At 70.3% G+C, this 14,907-nt stretch carries 12 protein-coding genes; 3 read left to right on the forward strand and 9 right to left on the reverse strand.

The window, feature by feature from the left end; translation table 11 throughout:
• Positions 1-54: 54 nt before the first annotated feature.
• Positions 55-1,485 carry a pyruvate kinase gene (pyk, locus tag ACWD1Z_RS00110; protein WP_451114166.1) on the forward strand — a complete coding sequence of 477 codons (1,431 nt, stop codon included), beginning with the start codon at positions 55-57 and terminating at the stop codon, positions 1,483-1,485.
• Positions 1,486-1,581: 96 nt separating this feature from the next.
• Here pyk and ACWD1Z_RS00115 read toward each other — a convergent pair whose 3' ends face one another.
• The 4 genes from ACWD1Z_RS00115 to ACWD1Z_RS00130 form a co-directional block, all read right to left on the reverse strand.
• Positions 1,582-2,865 (reverse strand): hypothetical protein, encoded by a 1,284-nt coding sequence (locus ACWD1Z_RS00115; protein ID WP_451114168.1) that lies wholly within the window; start codon positions 2,863-2,865, stop codon positions 1,582-1,584.
• Entirely contained in the window at positions 2,855-3,421 is a 567-nt protein-coding gene (locus ACWD1Z_RS00120; RefSeq protein ID WP_451114169.1) for a DUF6114 domain-containing protein, read from the reverse strand. The genes ACWD1Z_RS00115 and ACWD1Z_RS00120 overlap by 11 nt, the downstream gene beginning before the upstream one ends.
• A 127-nt stretch (positions 3,422-3,548) precedes the next feature.
• On the reverse strand, positions 3,549-4,187 hold the full coding sequence (locus ACWD1Z_RS00125; protein WP_250076094.1) for a DUF6230 family protein: 639 nt from the start codon (positions 4,185-4,187) through the stop codon (positions 3,549-3,551).
• Positions 4,188-4,837: 650 nt separating this feature from the next.
• Positions 4,838-5,812, reverse strand: coding sequence for a tetratricopeptide repeat protein (locus ACWD1Z_RS00130; protein ID WP_451114170.1), 975 nt, complete (start codon positions 5,810-5,812; stop codon positions 4,838-4,840).
• Positions 5,813-6,004: 192 nt separating this feature from the next.
• On the opposite strand from ACWD1Z_RS00130, the gene ACWD1Z_RS00135 reads away from it, so the two are divergent.
• The gene (locus tag ACWD1Z_RS00135; RefSeq protein WP_451114171.1) at positions 6,005-6,631 is read left to right on the forward strand and encodes a TetR/AcrR family transcriptional regulator; all 627 of its coding nucleotides are present in this window, start codon (positions 6,005-6,007) and stop codon (positions 6,629-6,631) included.
• 70 nt (positions 6,632-6,701) lie between these two features.
• Here the strand turns inward: ACWD1Z_RS00135 and ACWD1Z_RS00140 are convergent, their stop codons facing one another.
• The 3 genes from ACWD1Z_RS00140 to ACWD1Z_RS00150 all read right to left on the reverse strand — a co-directional run bounded on the left by ACWD1Z_RS00140 (position 6,702) and on the right by ACWD1Z_RS00150 (position 9,415).
• Positions 6,702-8,402 carry an acyl-CoA mutase large subunit family protein gene (locus ACWD1Z_RS00140; RefSeq protein WP_451114173.1) on the reverse strand — a complete coding sequence of 567 codons (1,701 nt, stop codon included), beginning with the start codon at positions 8,400-8,402 and terminating at the stop codon, positions 6,702-6,704.
• Positions 8,403-8,523: 121 nt separating this feature from the next.
• Positions 8,524-8,862 carry a DUF3817 domain-containing protein gene (locus ACWD1Z_RS00145; RefSeq protein ID WP_451114174.1) on the reverse strand — a complete coding sequence of 113 codons (339 nt, stop codon included), beginning with the start codon at positions 8,860-8,862 and terminating at the stop codon, positions 8,524-8,526.
• A 43-nt stretch (positions 8,863-8,905) separates the two neighbouring features.
• Positions 8,906-9,415, reverse strand: a complete 510-nt coding sequence (locus tag ACWD1Z_RS00150) for a MarR family winged helix-turn-helix transcriptional regulator (protein WP_451114175.1) — start codon at positions 9,413-9,415, stop codon at positions 8,906-8,908.
• A gap of 181 nt (positions 9,416-9,596) precedes the next feature.
• On the opposite strand from ACWD1Z_RS00150, the gene ACWD1Z_RS00155 reads away from it, so the two are divergent.
• On the forward strand, positions 9,597-10,598 hold the full coding sequence (locus ACWD1Z_RS00155) for a glycoside hydrolase family 6 protein (protein WP_451114177.1): 1,002 nt from the start codon (positions 9,597-9,599) through the stop codon (positions 10,596-10,598).
• A gap of 1 nt (position 10,599) precedes the next feature.
• Here the strand turns inward: ACWD1Z_RS00155 and ACWD1Z_RS00160 are convergent, their stop codons facing one another.
• Both ACWD1Z_RS00160 and ACWD1Z_RS00165 read right to left on the reverse strand, forming a co-directional pair.
• Positions 10,600-12,555 carry a galactose oxidase-like domain-containing protein gene (locus tag ACWD1Z_RS00160; RefSeq protein WP_451114179.1) on the reverse strand — a complete coding sequence of 652 codons (1,956 nt, stop codon included), beginning with the start codon at positions 12,553-12,555 and terminating at the stop codon, positions 10,600-10,602.
• Positions 12,556-12,558: 3 nt separating this feature from the next.
• On the reverse strand, positions 12,559-14,364 hold the full coding sequence (locus ACWD1Z_RS00165) for a glycosyltransferase family 2 protein (RefSeq protein WP_451114181.1): 1,806 nt from the start codon (positions 14,362-14,364) through the stop codon (positions 12,559-12,561).
• Between the last annotated feature and the right edge of the window lie 543 nt (positions 14,365-14,907).

A 14,907-nucleotide genomic window follows, 5' to 3' on the forward strand; every position in this document is an offset into this window, starting at 1 on the left:
TATTTTCCGCCAGACGGAATATTCCGTAGCGAAACAAACCGATAGGATCGCCCCATGCGCCGTTCGAAAATCGTCTGTACTCTCGGCCCCGCGGTCGACTCCCAGGAACAGCTCGTGTCGCTGATCGAGGCCGGCATGAACGTGGCCCGCTTCAACTTCAGCCACGGCACGCACGAAGAGCACCAGGGGCGGTACGACCGCGTCCGGGCCGCCGCCGAACAGACCGGCCGTGCCATCGGTGTGCTCGCCGACCTCCAGGGTCCGAAGATCCGGCTGGAGACCTTCGCCGAGGGCCCGGTGGAGCTGGAGCGCGGTGACGAGTTCGTCATCACCACCGAGGACGTCCCGGGTGACAAGCACATCTGCGGAACCACCTACAAGGGTCTGCCGGGCGATGTCTCGCGCGGCGACCAGATCCTCATCAACGACGGCAACGTCGAGCTGAAGGTCCTGGACGTCGAGGGCTCCCGGGTCAGGACGATCGTCATCGAGGGCGGTGTCGTCTCCGACCACAAGGGCATCAACCTGCCGGGCACGGCCGTGAACGTGCCGGCGCTCTCCGAGAAGGACGTCGAGGACCTCCGGTTCGCGCTGCGGATGGGCTGCGACATGGTCGCCCTGTCCTTCGTGCGGGACGCCGACGACGTGCAGGACGTGCACAAGGTCATGGACGAGGTCGGCCGCCGCGTCCCGGTCATCGCCAAGGTGGAGAAGCCGCAGGCGGTGGAGAACATGGAGGCCGTCGTCGCGGCGTTCGACGCCGTGATGGTGGCCCGTGGCGACCTGGCCGTCGAGTACCCGCTCGAGAAGGTCCCCATGGTGCAGAAGCGGCTGATCGAGCTGTGCCGCCGCAACGCCAAGCCGGTGATCGTGGCGACCCAGATGATGGAGTCGATGATCACCAACTCCCGCCCGACCCGCGCCGAGGCCTCCGACGTGGCCAACGCGATCCTGGACGGCGCCGACGCCGTCATGCTCTCCGCCGAGTCGAGCGTGGGCGCCTACCCGATCGAGACCGTCAAGACGATGTCGAAGATCGTCCAGGCGGCCGAGGAGGAGCTGCTCGCCAAGGGCCTGCAGCCGCTCGTCCCGGGCAAGAAGCCGCGCACCCAGGGCGGTTCGGTCGCCCGCGCGGCCTGCGAGATCGCCGACTTCCTCGGCGGCAAGGGCCTGATCGCCTTCACCAAGTCCGGTGACACCGCCCGCCGGCTGTGCCGCTACCGCGTCGCCCAGCCGATCCTGGCCTTCACCACCGACGAGGCCACCCGCAACCAGCTCACCCTCAGCTGGGGCGTGGAGTCGCACGTCGTCCCGTTCGTGAACAGCACCGACGAGATGGTCGACCTGGTCGACGGCGAACTGGTCAAGCTGGGCCGCTTCAACGAGGGCGAGATCGTCATCATCACGGCCGGCTCGCCCCCCGGCGTCCCGGGCACCACCAACATGGTCCGCGTCCACCACCTCGGTGCCGATCACACCGGCTGACGTCCCCGCGAAGGGTCGTGTACGGCGCTGAGGGCGCCCCTGGACCAGGGGCGCCCTCAGGCGTTGTGCGGCTCCCGAACGGGCCTTTGGGGGCGCTCAGTCGGTGATGAACTGATGCAGCCCGGGGACGTGCAGGGTTCCGCCGAACTGGCCGGCCTGCACGACCTTCACCTTGGTGAAGTAGATCAGCGGGATGTTCAGCGGCGGCGGGCTCTCCGGGCTGAAGGTCACCGGGATCAGCCCCAGCAGATTGCCGGAGATGGACTCGGTGTACATGAGCGTCTCGCCGTCGCGGATCGTCGACGTCGTTCCGGCGCCCGCCTGCACGTGGTACGTCTTGCCCGACTGCGGGTCCTCGACCGTCTGGTGCAGATCGCCGATGTCGGTGCCGTCGGAGATGACGTACTTCAGCACCTCCTTGGTGGTGCCGTTGGCCGTCTTCACCTTGACGATGCCCTGGTAGTCGGCGCCCTTGAGCAGCAGCGAGCTGGCGTTCAGGTACCACGGGTCATCGGGCAGCGGGACGGTGTTGTCGACCCCGCCCTTGTCGTCCGTGGCGGCCGGGCAGTCCTCGGGGTCGGTGGTGGCGCTCGCCGACGGGCTCGGGGTCGCGGTGGCGGTGGCCTCGTCGGCCGCCTCCTCCACCGCCTCGCCGGTGGCCTCGGCCGCCGGGGACGCCGCGTCGGTGGTGTCCTTGACCGCGTCCTCGACCGTCTCGGTGACCTCGTCGGTGGTCTCCTTGCCGGGGTCGGAGGCTTCGGCGCTCGGCGACGCGGAGGCCGACGGGGTGGCCGAGGGCGACGGGCTCGCGCTCTCCGTGTCGTCACCCGGCGTGAAGATGCCCGTGATGGCGTCGCCGATGCCCTCCAGCAGGTTGCCGTCGGACTCCGAGGGCGACGGCGAGGGGGACGCCGTAGCGGTCTGCTCGCCACCGGACTGCGGCTCGGCGGTCCTGCTCTCGGACGCGGACGGCGTGGGTTCGGCCTCGTCGTCGGAACCTGAATCCGGCGAAGAGGGCTCACCCGTGGAGGCCGACGGGGTGGGTGTCGGTTCCGCCGTGTCGTCCTCGGCGGGGGATTCGCTCGCGCTCTCGCTCACGGACGGCGACGGGGACCCGCTCTCGCCCTCCAGGGCGGCCACGCAGTCCTTGTACTCGTCGGCCGTCAGGCTCTTGGCGGCGGGCTGGTCCTCCGCGTTGGCGAGCGTCGGCGTGAAGCCCATCCCCATGAGGACCGCGGTCGGCATCGCGGCCAGGGCGATCGCCTTGCCGGCCGGCACGTGGAACCGGGTGAACAGCGGCTTCTTGGGAGCCGCGTGCCGCGGCCCGGTTCTCGCACGGGACTCCACGTCAGTCCCGTGGGTCACCTCGTCAGCCGGCACTGTGCCTCCCGTTCGCCCCGTTCGCCGGGCTCGTTCCTGACAGATCGTTCGGCTGGTCCACCGGGTCCGCCTCGGCCGGGAGCGCGCCCGCGGGGGCGTCACCCTGCTCGACCGTGGCCTCCGGCACCGGCCGCGGCTGCGGCTCCGGCGGCGCGCCCGGCGCCCACGACACGGCCATCGCACCGCCGACGAGGGCGAGCAGGAAGCCGATCAGGAAGCCGCCGAGGTTGGACACGGGGAGGGACACCAGTGCCAGCAGGATCGCCGCGACCCCCGCGAAGGTGCGTACGTGCTTCTGGAACCAGAGGCTGACGCCGAGGACGACGAGCAGCACGCCGATGATCAAGGACCCGGCGCCCGCGGTGGTGGCCATCGCCAGCGTCAGGTGACCGATCTGGAGGTTCGCGTACGGGAAGTAGGCGATGGGGAGTCCGCCGAGGATGACGAACAGACCGGCCCAGAAAGGCCTCTCGCCCCGCCAGGCGCGGAAGTGCCGCCTGATGACCCGGAGGTAGTGCTCGTCGCGGCCGGGTACGGCAGGAGTCTCGGCGCTCATGGAAAACAGCTCCCTGGTACGGCTTTGCTGTGGTGGTGAGTTGTGCGGCTCGGGCCGGGGTGTGCGGACACGGCCGGAGTGGGGACGGGCGGGGGCGCCACCGGCTCCCCCGCCCGTCAGCGAGTGCTTAGTAGCACTCCTTGACACCCGTCGACAGCTTCATCGACAGACCGCTGAGCTTGAAGGTTCCGGCGGTGGTCGCCCACGCCGTCTGCTTCACGTCCTTCAGCACGACCGAGTCGGCCTGCTGCGCGAAGCCGAACGGGTTGGACTGCTCCTTGCCGCCCTTCATGCCGGGACCCTTGGTGGCGTCCTTGGCGGCCACACCGATGTCGATGCCCTTGAACGTCGCGTCGGCCTCGAGCTCGGCCACGTCGATGTACAGGTTCTCGGCCTCGACCGGCTTGTTCGGGTCCTGGCCGGCCCGCAGGATCAGGCTGACGCTCCCGAGGATCGGGATGTCGGGGGTAACGACCGACTGGCACAGGCTGTTGATGGTCGCGGTCTTGAAGGCCGAGACCGCGACGGGGTGAACCGTCTTCTTGCCGCTGAGCGTGTAGCCCTCGTCAAGGGCGCCGTACTGGCTGAAGCCCGTACCGTCGAGCTGCTTGGTCGTCACCTTGAACGACTGGCCCGACACGCTGAACGACGCGGCGAGAGCGCCCTGCGCGAGGGCGACACCTATCGCTGCCGTGGCGGCCACGCTGGGCACCATCACGACGGCGAACCGCTTCCATCTGGTCCCGCCACGCACCTGGGACTCCATATTTCCTCCTTCTCGGACGTACATCTCCTGGCCCTGACTGCCGCTGTCGAACGCGACGGCTCAGCCGGGCAGGGATGGGAGAAGTGCTACGTCCTCGGGAAGGAGAGCGCCTGCTTCGGCGGCGCGAACCGCGCCCGAATCACCGGCGATCACCCCCGAGCGACAACCACTGGTCGCGCCTGACACGCATCACGCACAACCTTGCTGGACAGGCTTCGCCTGGTGGCGAAGACCCCCCTGCCCGAGAGCCGGCGCCACTGCCGCCGGCTCTGCTCGGTGGGGACCCTGGACTCCCGTCACCCGACCGGCTGTCGGGTAGTTCGGGAATGGACCGAGCGTCGCCGATCGTGGTGCATTCTCGGCGCCCGCACAAGGGGGTTCGTTACTCGCTAGTAACGGCCGGATAACCGAACAACGACCCGCTGGTCTCGGACATCGACGGAGGGTGGCGCGAGAGGGGTGGACATGTCAGCGAATGGCCGGACAGAGTCCGACAGAACAACGCCCTCGACTTACTGGAAGTAACAGCGGCCGCGATTACCAAGATTTGGTAAAGCGCGGCCGCTTTGGCACTTCGTCGGCAGTTCTTTCACTCGGGCAACACGCGCCCTCGCGTTTAGTGACTGGTCAGAACGGGGCTCGCACCCCGGTCAGAACAGAGCGCGCGCCAGCGCCCTGCGCGCCGCCGTCACTCGCGGGTCGTCGGAGCCGACGACCTCGAACAGCTCCAGCAACCGCAGGCGTACGGCCTCCCGCTCGTCGCCGGCGGTGCGCTGGACGGTCTCGATGAGCCGTCCGAAGGCGTCCTCGACATGACCGCCCACCAGATCCAGGTCGGCGGCGGCGATCTGCGCCTGCGGGTCGGCCGGCCGGTCCGCCGCCTCCTTGCGCACCCGCACCGGATCGGCACCCTGCACCCGCTGCAGCAACTCGGCCTGCGCCAGGCCCAGTTTCGCCTCGGAGTTCCCGGGGTCGTCGCTCAGCACGTTCTTGTAGGCCTGGACCGCTCCGCCGAAGTCCCCCGCGTCAAGGGCCTGTACGGCGGCCTCCAGCAGGGCGTCGTACGGGCCGGCCGGTGCCGCGGGCGCCGGCTGGGCGGCGCCGGGCTCGGCCTCGGGGTCGACGGCGAGACCGGTGAGCCCGAAGCGCTGCTCGGCCACCGTCACCAGCTGGTCGAGGGTCCCCCGGATCTGCGCCTCGCCGGCGGCACCCTGGAAGAGCGGGAGCGCCTGGCCGGCGACGACGGCGAACACGGCCGGGATGCCCTGCACCCCGAACTGCTGCATCAGCATCTGGTTGGCGTCGACGTCGATCTTGGCGAGGACGAAGCGGCCGTTGTACTCGACGGCGAGCCGCTCGAGCACGGGGCTCAGCTGCTTGCAGGGCTGGCACCACTCGGCCCAGAAGTCGATGACGACGGGCACCTCGGTGGACCGCTGGAGTACGTCTCGCTCGAACCCGGCCTCGTCGACGTCGAGGACGAGGTCGGCGGGCGAGACGGCCCCTCCCCCGCCCTGCCGGGCGGCATCGGCGCGCGCCTGCTCCGCCTTCGCCTTGGCCTCTTGGGCCGCCTTCACCGCGGCGAGGTCGACGACTCCGCTCATGGACATGTTCCGTGGCTGCATGCGTCTATCCTCCCCCGTCTTCGCGCGCGAGTGAAAAGCGATGAGAAAAGCCGATCGGACGCCGGGTCCCCACCCCACGCCAGTGGTTTCGCTACGGGTCGTAGCGTAATGGCACCGGGCGCCTCAGGTACACCGTGTCCCGGTGATCTGTCTCACGGCGGCAGCGGGAACCGCGGTGGTTATGGTCGGGGGATGCAGAGCAGCCTTCCCGCCCCACGTGCCACCGGGCGTCCCCGCAGCGCGGCGGCGGACGCCGCGATCCTCGCGGCGACGCGGGAGGCGCTGGTGGAGCTGGGCTGGTCGAAACTGACCCTGTCGGACGTGGCCGTGCGGGCCGGCGTCGCGAAGACGACGCTCTACCGCCGCTGGGCGGGCAAGAACGAGCTGGTGGTCGACGCGGTGGCCGAGCTCTTCGACGAACTCGAACTCCCCGACCGCGGCACCCTGGGCGCGGACATCGAGGGAGTGGTGCTGCAGTTCGCGGCGATCCTGGCCCGCCCGGAGGCCAAGAGCGGCCTGATGGCGGTGGTCGCGGAGTCCACCCGCGACGAGGCGCTGCGTGAACGCATCCGCACCTCCATCGTCGACCGGCAGAAACGCCTGGTCCTGGAGGGCAGGTCCCGGGCCCAGGCCCGCGGCGAACTTCCCCCGGAGACGGACGCGTCGGAGGCGGCCCGCACGGTGGACCTCATCTTCGACGTGGTCGCCGGCGCGGTGGTCCACCGCTGCCTGGTCAGCGCGGAACCGGCGGACGAGGAGTGGGTACGGGGCTTCACGAAGGTACTGGTGGCGGGGCTGGCGGCAACGGCCGCGGGATGAGGGCGGCTTCGGCCGCCGGGGGGAGGCACTGAGCGATCCCCACCCCCGGCCGCCTCGGCCGGCCCCTGGGTCAGAATCCGGCGGGCTCCGTGTACACGCCCCACTCGTCCCGCAGCACCCCGCAGATCTCGCCCAGCGTCGCCTCGGCGCGTACGGCGTCCAGCATCGGCCCGATCATGTTGGACCCGTCCCGGGCCGAGGCGAGCATCGCGTCCAGCGCGGACCGCACCGCCGCCTCGTCGCGGCCCGCCTTGCGCCCGGCGAGCTCCCGCACCTGCTCCCGCTCCACCTCGTGGCTCACCCGCAGGATCTCCAGATCACCGGTGACCGACCCGGTGTGGACGTTCACGCCCACCACCTTCTTGTCACCCTTCTCCAGCGACCGCTGGTACTGGAACGCCGACTCGGCGATCTCGCCGGTGAACCAGCCGTCCTCGATCCCCCGCAGGATCCCGGAGGTGATCGGCCCGATCGGATGGCGGCCGTCGGGATGCGCCCGCAGCCCCCGCTCCTTGATCTGGTCGAAGATCTTCTCCGCGTCCGCCTCGATGCGGTCCGTGAGCTGCTCGACGTACCAGGCACCGCCCAGCGGGTCCGCGACGTTCGCGACGCCGGTCTCCTCCATCAGCACCTGCTGGGTGCGCAGCGCGATCTCCGCCGCCTGCTCGCTGGGCAGCGCCAGCGTCTCGTCCAGCGCGTTGGTGTGCAGCGAGTTCGTCCCACCCAGCACCGCCGCCAGGGCCTCCACAGCCGTCCGCACGACGTTGTTGTACGGCTGCTGCGCCGTCAGCGAGACACCCGCCGTCTGCGTGTGGAAGCGCAGCCACTGGGCCTTGTCGGAGCCGGCGCCGTAGACGTCCCGCATCCACCGCGCCCAGATGCGCCGCGCCGCGCGGAACTTGGCGATCTCCTCGAAGAAGTCGAGGTGCGCGTCGAAGAAGAAGGACAGACCGGGGGCGAACACGTCCACGTCCAGGCCCCGGGACAGCCCCAGCTCGACATAGCCGAAGCCGTCCGCCAGCGTGTACGCCAGTTCCTGCGCGGCCGTCGCCCCGGCCTCGCGGATGTGGTAGCCGGAGACCGACAGCGGCTTGTAGGCGGGGATGCCGGCCGCGCAGTACTCCATCAGGTCGCCGATCAGCCGCAGATGCGGCTCGGGCTGGAAGAGCCACTCCTTCTGGGCGATGTACTCCTTGAAGATGTCCGTCTGGAGCGTGCCGTTCAGCACCGCCGGGTCCACGCCCTGGCGCTCGGCCGCCACCAGGTACATGCAGAACACCGGCACCGCCGGACCGCTGATCGTCATCGAGGTCGTGACATCCCCGAGCGGGATGTCCTTGAACAGGACCTCCATGTCCGCCGCCGAGTCGATCGCCACCCCGCAGTGGCCGACCTCGCCCAGCGAGCGCGGGTCGTCCGAGTCGCGGCCCATCAGCGTCGGCATGTCGAAGGCGACCGACAGGCCCCCGCCGCCGTTGGCGAGGATCATCTTGTAGCGCTCGTTGGTCTGCTCGGCGTTGCCGAAGCCGGCGAACTGCCGGATGGTCCAGGTACGCCCGCGGTAGCCGGTCGGGTACAGGCCGCGGGTGAAGGGGTACTCCCCCGGCCAGCCGATCCGCTCGAAGCCCTCATAGGTGTCCCCGGGACGGGGACCGTACACCGGCTCCACGGGGTCCCCCGAGAGCGTGGTGAAGTCAGCGTCGCGCTTGCGTGCGGCGTCGTACCGGGCCTGCCAGCGACGGCGGCCCTCCTCGATGGCGTCAGCGTCCATGACTCCAAATTACTAGGACGTCCTAGTAAATGTCGATGGCTGTCGCCCATTCGCCGGGGCGCCCCAGCAAAGCTCCAGCAAGAACCGCCGGACGATCGAGGCCGTCCGGCGGTGTACGCGGCTACGCCTTGGCGACCGCGGGCGACTGCTCGGCCACCCGCGCGTCCAGCTCGCGGCTGATCCGCCGCTCCACGAAGAACGCGGCCGTCGGGATCGTCCCGGCGAGCAGCACCCAGAGCTGCTTGGCCACCGGCCACCTCGCCTTGGAGCCCAGGTCGAAGGCGAAGACCAGGTAGAGGACGTACAGCCAGCCGTGCGCGATCGAGACGACCCGGGTCGCGTCCGCCGCGCCGTCCACGTCCAGCACGTACTTGCCGATCATGCACAGGCACAGCAGCACCAGCAGCACACCGGTGACGTAGGCCATGACGCGGTAGCGGGTCAACACGCTCTTTTTCATACCGTCGAGCGTAACCAGCCGTTCCGGGCGATCTTTCCCCGGGTCACTGCTCCTCGAAGTCGTGCGCGGCGATGCGCAGCGGGCGCAGCATGGCGAAGATCTCCGCGCACTCCTCCGCGTCGTACACCCCGAGACCGAAGTCCATCGCCATCAGGTCACGGGTGGCCGCCTCGACCACCTCGCGGCCCTTGTCCGTGATGGAGGCGAGCGTGCCGCGCCCGTCGTTGGGGTTGGGGCGCTTGTCGACCAGGCCCGACCTGACCAGCCGGTCGACGGTGTTCGTCACGGACGTGGGGTGCACCATCAGCCGCTCGCCGATCTTGGACATCGGCAGCTCGCCGGCCTTCGAGAAGTTGAGCAGCACCAGCGCCTCGTACCGGGCGAAGGTCAGCCCGTACGGCTTGACCACCGCGTCGACCTCGGCGAGCAGGATCTGCTGGGCGCGCATGATCGAGGTGATCGCGGCCATGGACGGCACATTTCCCCAGCGCTGCTTCCAGAGTTCGTCGGCGCGGGCGATGGGGTCGAAAGGAAGACTGAGCGGCTTCGGCACGGCACCAGACCCTACCGGCCGGTCATATGGCGGTCAGCCCCGTCTCGCTCCTCGGTCGGCCTCGCCCCGGGGCGGTGTGCGCCATGTCTTTTCCAGGGCGATTCGCCCGGCTATGCAACGATTGATCACACATCGTCATCCATCGCAACCGACCGTCACCACACCCCACCAAGGGAGCAGCATGCCCCGGCTGATCCACACCCTCGCGGCTCTCGCGGTGCTCGGAGTCGCGGCGGGCTGTGCCCCCGCCTCCGACGTCGACGAGGCCTCCGCCGTCGGCCCCGCCTCTAGCAAGGGGAGCCCCGCGCCCGCCTCACCGTTCTGGGTCGACCCCGACAGTCCGGCCGCACGGCAGATCACGCAGTGGGAGCGCGAGGGCCGGACCGAGGACGCGCGGCTGCTGCGCCGGATCGCCGACCGCCCGGCCGCGCTGTGGCCGCCCGCCGAGATCGACCCCGACCCCCTCGTCCGCAGGGCCACCGCCGCGGCCACCGCCGAGGGGCGGACCGCCCTCTTCGTCGCGTACGGCATTCCGCACCGGGACTGCGGCCAGCACTCGGCCGGCGGGGCCGCGGACGCGGACGCGTACCGCGGCTGGATCGAGAAGTTCGCGAGCGCGCTCGGGGAGAGCAAGGCGCTGGTCGTGCTGGAGCCGGACGCGGTGGCGCACATCGTGGACGGCTGTACGCCGGGCGAGCTGCACGCGGAGCGGGAGCAGCTGCTGGGCGAGGCGATCCGCCGGTTCAAGCAGCAGCCGCACACCAAGGTGTACCTGGACGCGGGCAACCCGTCCTGGATCAAGGAGCCGGCCAAGCTGGTGGAGCCGCTGCGACGGGCCGGGATCGCCGACGCGGACGGCTTCGCGCTGAACGTCTCCAACTTCCAGACGGACGCGGTGACCGAGGAGTACGGCCTGCGGCTGTCCCGGAGCCTGGGCGGCAAGCACTTCGTGATCGACACCAGCCGCAACGGCAAGGGTCCGCTGCCCGGTGTCTGGTGCAACCCGCCGGGGCGCGCCCTCGGCACCCCGCCCTCGACGGACACCGATGAGCCCGCCCTGGACGCCTACCTGTGGGTGAAGCGGCCCGGGGAGTCGGACGGGACCTGCGCGGGCGGTCCGAACGCCGGGCAGTGGTGGCCGGAGTACGCGCTGGCGCTGGCCCGCAACTCCGGCTCCCGGTAGGTCACTTCACCTTGATCCAGTGCGCCACGGACGGGGTGCCCTCCGCGTCGGTGACGAACAGCATGTACCAGCCGGGCGGCACCAGCGCCGGGTCCTTCGGCACGGTCACCGTCACCGAGCGGGCGTCCTTGGTCAGGCCCAGCTCGATGGAGCGCTGCTCGACGTCCGTGGTGTGGGTGACCGCGCTGGGGCGCATCAGGCGGGCCTTGACGATCCGCTCCGGGTGCTCGGTGCGGTAGGTCGCCCGGTGCTCGGGGTCGAGGATCTTCGGTCCCTCCTTCAGTACCGGGCGGTCGGCGCCCTTGCGGTGCAGGGCGGGCGGGGTGAAGACCTCCATGCGCTGCTCGAAGTGGCCGAGCTTGGTGTTCTGCTGGTCGTCGAAGAGGGGGTCGGAGCCGAAGGTGGCGACCCGGCCGTCGGGCAGCAGCAGTGCCTCGGAGTGGTAGTTGCGGCCCACCTTGGGGGCGGCGGCCTCCCGGAAGACGTTCTCCTTGGGCAGGTAGAACTGCGCCTTGAGGATGTTGCTGGCGCTGCGGCCGCGGTAGTCCTCGGAGCCGTTGGCCGTGAAGACGGTGTCGTCCGGCATGATCACGCTGTTCAGGTAGCGGGTGCCCTGGGGCAGGTCGGGGCCGTCCTCGAAGACGGGGTTGTCCTTCTTCAGGTCGATGACGGCCGTGCGCGGGGTGGACTTCTTCGACTCGCCGACGCCTCCGCCGCCGAGGATCATGACCTTCTGGTCCTGGGCGGGGGGCAGCAGGAGGGATGCGGCGGTCTCGGTCGCGTCCGCGTCGCGCAGGCCGGGCACCTTCTCGAAGGTGTTGGTCTTCAGGTCCCACAGCCCCGGGTCGCGGCCCATCTCGGCGGGGCCGTAGCCGGCGTTGGCCGCCGGGTAGAAGAGCTTGCCGCCCTTGGTGAGGAACAGGGCCGGATAGGTGGGGAAGTAGCGCTTGGGGCCCGGGGACCACTTCTTGGTCTCCGGGTCGTAGATCTCGTTGTCCCCCGGGTCGACCACACCGACGTCGTCCAGCCCCGACACGGCGAGCACCCGTCCGTCGTCCAGGCCGACCAGGGTGGGGTACCAGCGGGCCTTGTCCATGGGGTCGACGGGGATGTACTTCTCGGCGACGGGGTCGAACTCGTAGGCGGCGCGGATGCCCTGGAAGTCCTGCTTCTCCAGCGTGATCTTCTCGGAGAGGCCGTAGATGTTCTTGGCGTCCCTGCCGTTCAGCCCGACCACCTCGTACTGCGTCTGGGTGTCGGTGACCGACAGGGGGCCCTTCTCCACGGCCTCCACGAAGACCCGGGCCTCGCTGGCGGTGACCTTGGTCCGCCAGGGCCGCATCGCGCCGCTCTGGGTGTACGTCACCTTGAAGGTGCGCTTGGCCTTGGGGACGGTGACGTCGAACCGGGTGACGTACTCGACGCCCGCCGGTGAGCGGAAGCGGGTGCCCTTCTTCAGGAACACGGCCTTGTCGGGGCTCTCGTTCTTGACCCGCATGCCGCCGCCGGCCCGCTCGACCTCTCCGTCGAGGAGTTCGTAGCGGGCCGTCCCCCCGGCCACCAGCAGACGGCCGTCGGGGAGTTGGGCGTGGCCGGAGCAGAAGAAGTCGTCGGGGGTGGGGATCTTCTTGAAGGTGTTGTTCCGCGGGTCCCACAGGACGGTGTCGAAGGACCCCTTGTCGAACTTCTTCTGCTCGTTGCCCGAGCCCGCCACGATCAGCACCTTGCCGGTGTGCAGCAGCGCCGCGTGGATGGCGTTGGTGCGGTACTCCTCCGGGATGTCGACCTGGGTCCAGGAGCCGTACCGGGCCTTGTAGGCGGGCTGGGCGATCTTGTACTCGTGGTACCGCTCGCCCGCGAAGTCCAGTGCGGCGGGGGCGTTGAGGCCGGCCAGGACCGCGATGCCGCCGATGCCGAGGACGGTCTTCTTGGTCTTCTGCGAGGGCTGGTAGGCCATGAGCTAGTTGCCTCCTGTCGTGCTGCCGGGGGCGGTCGCGCCGCTGGTGGCGAGGGCCGGCTCGGTGCCCTCGACGGGCCGTGGGGCGGGGCGCGGCGCCTGCCGTGCGCGGCGCTCCGTGTACTGGGTGCCGGCCCATACCGCGACCGGTGCCAGGGAGATGGCCATGCCCAGCACCGCCCAGGTGCGCATGGCGGCATGGGTGTGGTCGAGGACCATCGAGGCGACGAGCGAGACGGCGAGCAGGGCGGCCCAGCCCAGGTGGATGCGGAAGGTGAGCAGCCGGTCGGGGCTGGCGTCCCCGCCCTTGGGGGTGACGACGAACCGGCTGGGACGGCGGATCAGCGCCTCCCCGAAGGACTTGAGGTAGATCGGCGCGGAGAGCGCGGACATCGCCATGCCGGCGAGTCCGCCGGATCCCCGCGGTTCGTGCGGGGAGACGTTGTGCCGGCGGTTCCACAGGTAGAGGCCGATCTGCAGGGCGGCGGCGTCGCTGTAGAGCATCAGCCACACGGAGGCCGCGACCTGGGTGCCGGAGGCGCCGAACCAGAGGAAGAGGAAGCAGCTGAGGATGCCGAGGAGCCAGTTGACGGCCGTCATCGGGTAGTAGACGAGCATCATGGTGTACGAGAAGAGGCGGCCGGGCGGCATGCTGAACGGCGCCCTCCAGTACTGCTTGAAGAGGGTCTCGTAGGTCCCCCGGGACCAGCGCATCTGCTGGGTGAAGAAGTCGGTCCAGGAGGCCGGTCCCTCGCCGACGGCGAGCACGTCCGGGGTGTAGACGGACCGCCAGTGGGCGCCGGTTAGCGGGTTGCGGTGCCGGTGCAGTTCGAAGCCGGTGGCCATGTCCTCGGTGATGGAGTCGTACAGGCCGCCGATCTGCCGGACGGCGGAGATCCGTACGACGTTGTTGGTGCCGACGAACATGGGAGCGCGGTAGCGGTTCCCGGCGCGCTGGATGAGCGCGTGGAAGAGGAACTGCTGGGACTCGGCGGCCTTGGTGACGGGGTTGTGGTAGTTGCCGTAGACCTGGGGGCCGACCACGAAGGCGACGTCCGGGTCGCGGAAGTAGCCCATCATCCGCTCCAGGAAGTTCGGGAGCGGGACGTGGTCGGTGTCGACGGAGGCGAAGAAGTCGTAGTCGCGGCCGTGCATGGCGATCCACGCGTTGTAGTTGCCGTGCTTGGTGCGGGCCTTGTGGACGCCCTTGGCGCGGTTCCACTCCGGGACGCCGAGGCGGGTGAAGTGGCGGACGCCGAGTTCGGCGCAGAGGGCCTTGGCCCCGTCGTCGTCGCCCTCGTCCAGGAGCCAGATGTCGAGAGGGCCGGGGTGGGTGATCCTGGTCGCCCCCTCGAGGGTGGCGCGGAGCATGGAGAGGGGTTCCTTGCCCGGGACGTAGGTCGTGAGGAAGGCGACTCTGGTGCCGGGTTCGGGGGTGACCGGGACGGGGTCGCGGGCCACCAGGGTGGCGTGGGCGACGGAGGCGACGTTGACGACCATGAAGAGTTCGATGAGCCCGATCGATATGAGCATCGTGACGTCGAGGCCGGTCAGCCAGCGGTCGGCGCCCTCGCGCTCGACCCAGTGGGTCGGCCAGACGAGGTAGACCAGCAGGGCGCCGGTGAGCAGGGGCGCCAGGGTCATCAGGAGGACGGCTCGTATTCGGTGCGGCTCACGGGCGAGTAGCGAGGCGTACTGCACCCGGTACCCCGCGCCGGCCGGCTCGGTGAGCGGTCCGGCGAGTCGGCTGTGGGTGTCGTAGTCATAGCCCTCCGGCCGCACAGCGCCCTCCAGTGATTGAGGAGTCATCGGCGAAATGCGCCGATACCCCTACACAAGTGGAGATATGTGGCCGTGTCGAACTGGGGGCGTCCAGGTGGGTGCCCGCCCTGCCAGGAGGACGGCCCGAACCCGGATCCGCCTGACGGGACGGCGAGTTCGAGGGCGCTGCTGCTGTGGGGGCAGGGGGGCGGCTCGACGGCTCGCCGCAGCGGCTGGTCGCTCGGCAGGCGCGGAATGCCGCCGGGGCCGCCCCAGGGCCGGGGACTCGGCCAGGAGGCGAAGGCGCCGAGGTCACTGCCAGGGCCGGCGGGTCAGCGCGGGCGGCGAGGCGCGGGGGTGGTGCGGGGGTGGTGCGGACTGGGCGCCAGGACGGGGCGGGGCCCAAGGTGCGGCGTCGAGGCCCTTGCGTCGGAGGGCGGGGCAGCGCGGGCGGGCGAGGCGCGGGGGCGGGGCGGACTGGGCGCCAGGATGAGGCGGGGCCCAAGGTGCGGCGCCGAGGCCCTTGCGCCGGACGACGGGTCAGCGCGGGCAGGCGAGGCGCGGGGGCGGGGCGGACTGGGCGCCAGGATG

It is taken from the genome of Streptomyces sp. NPDC002784, assembly GCF_053592135.1.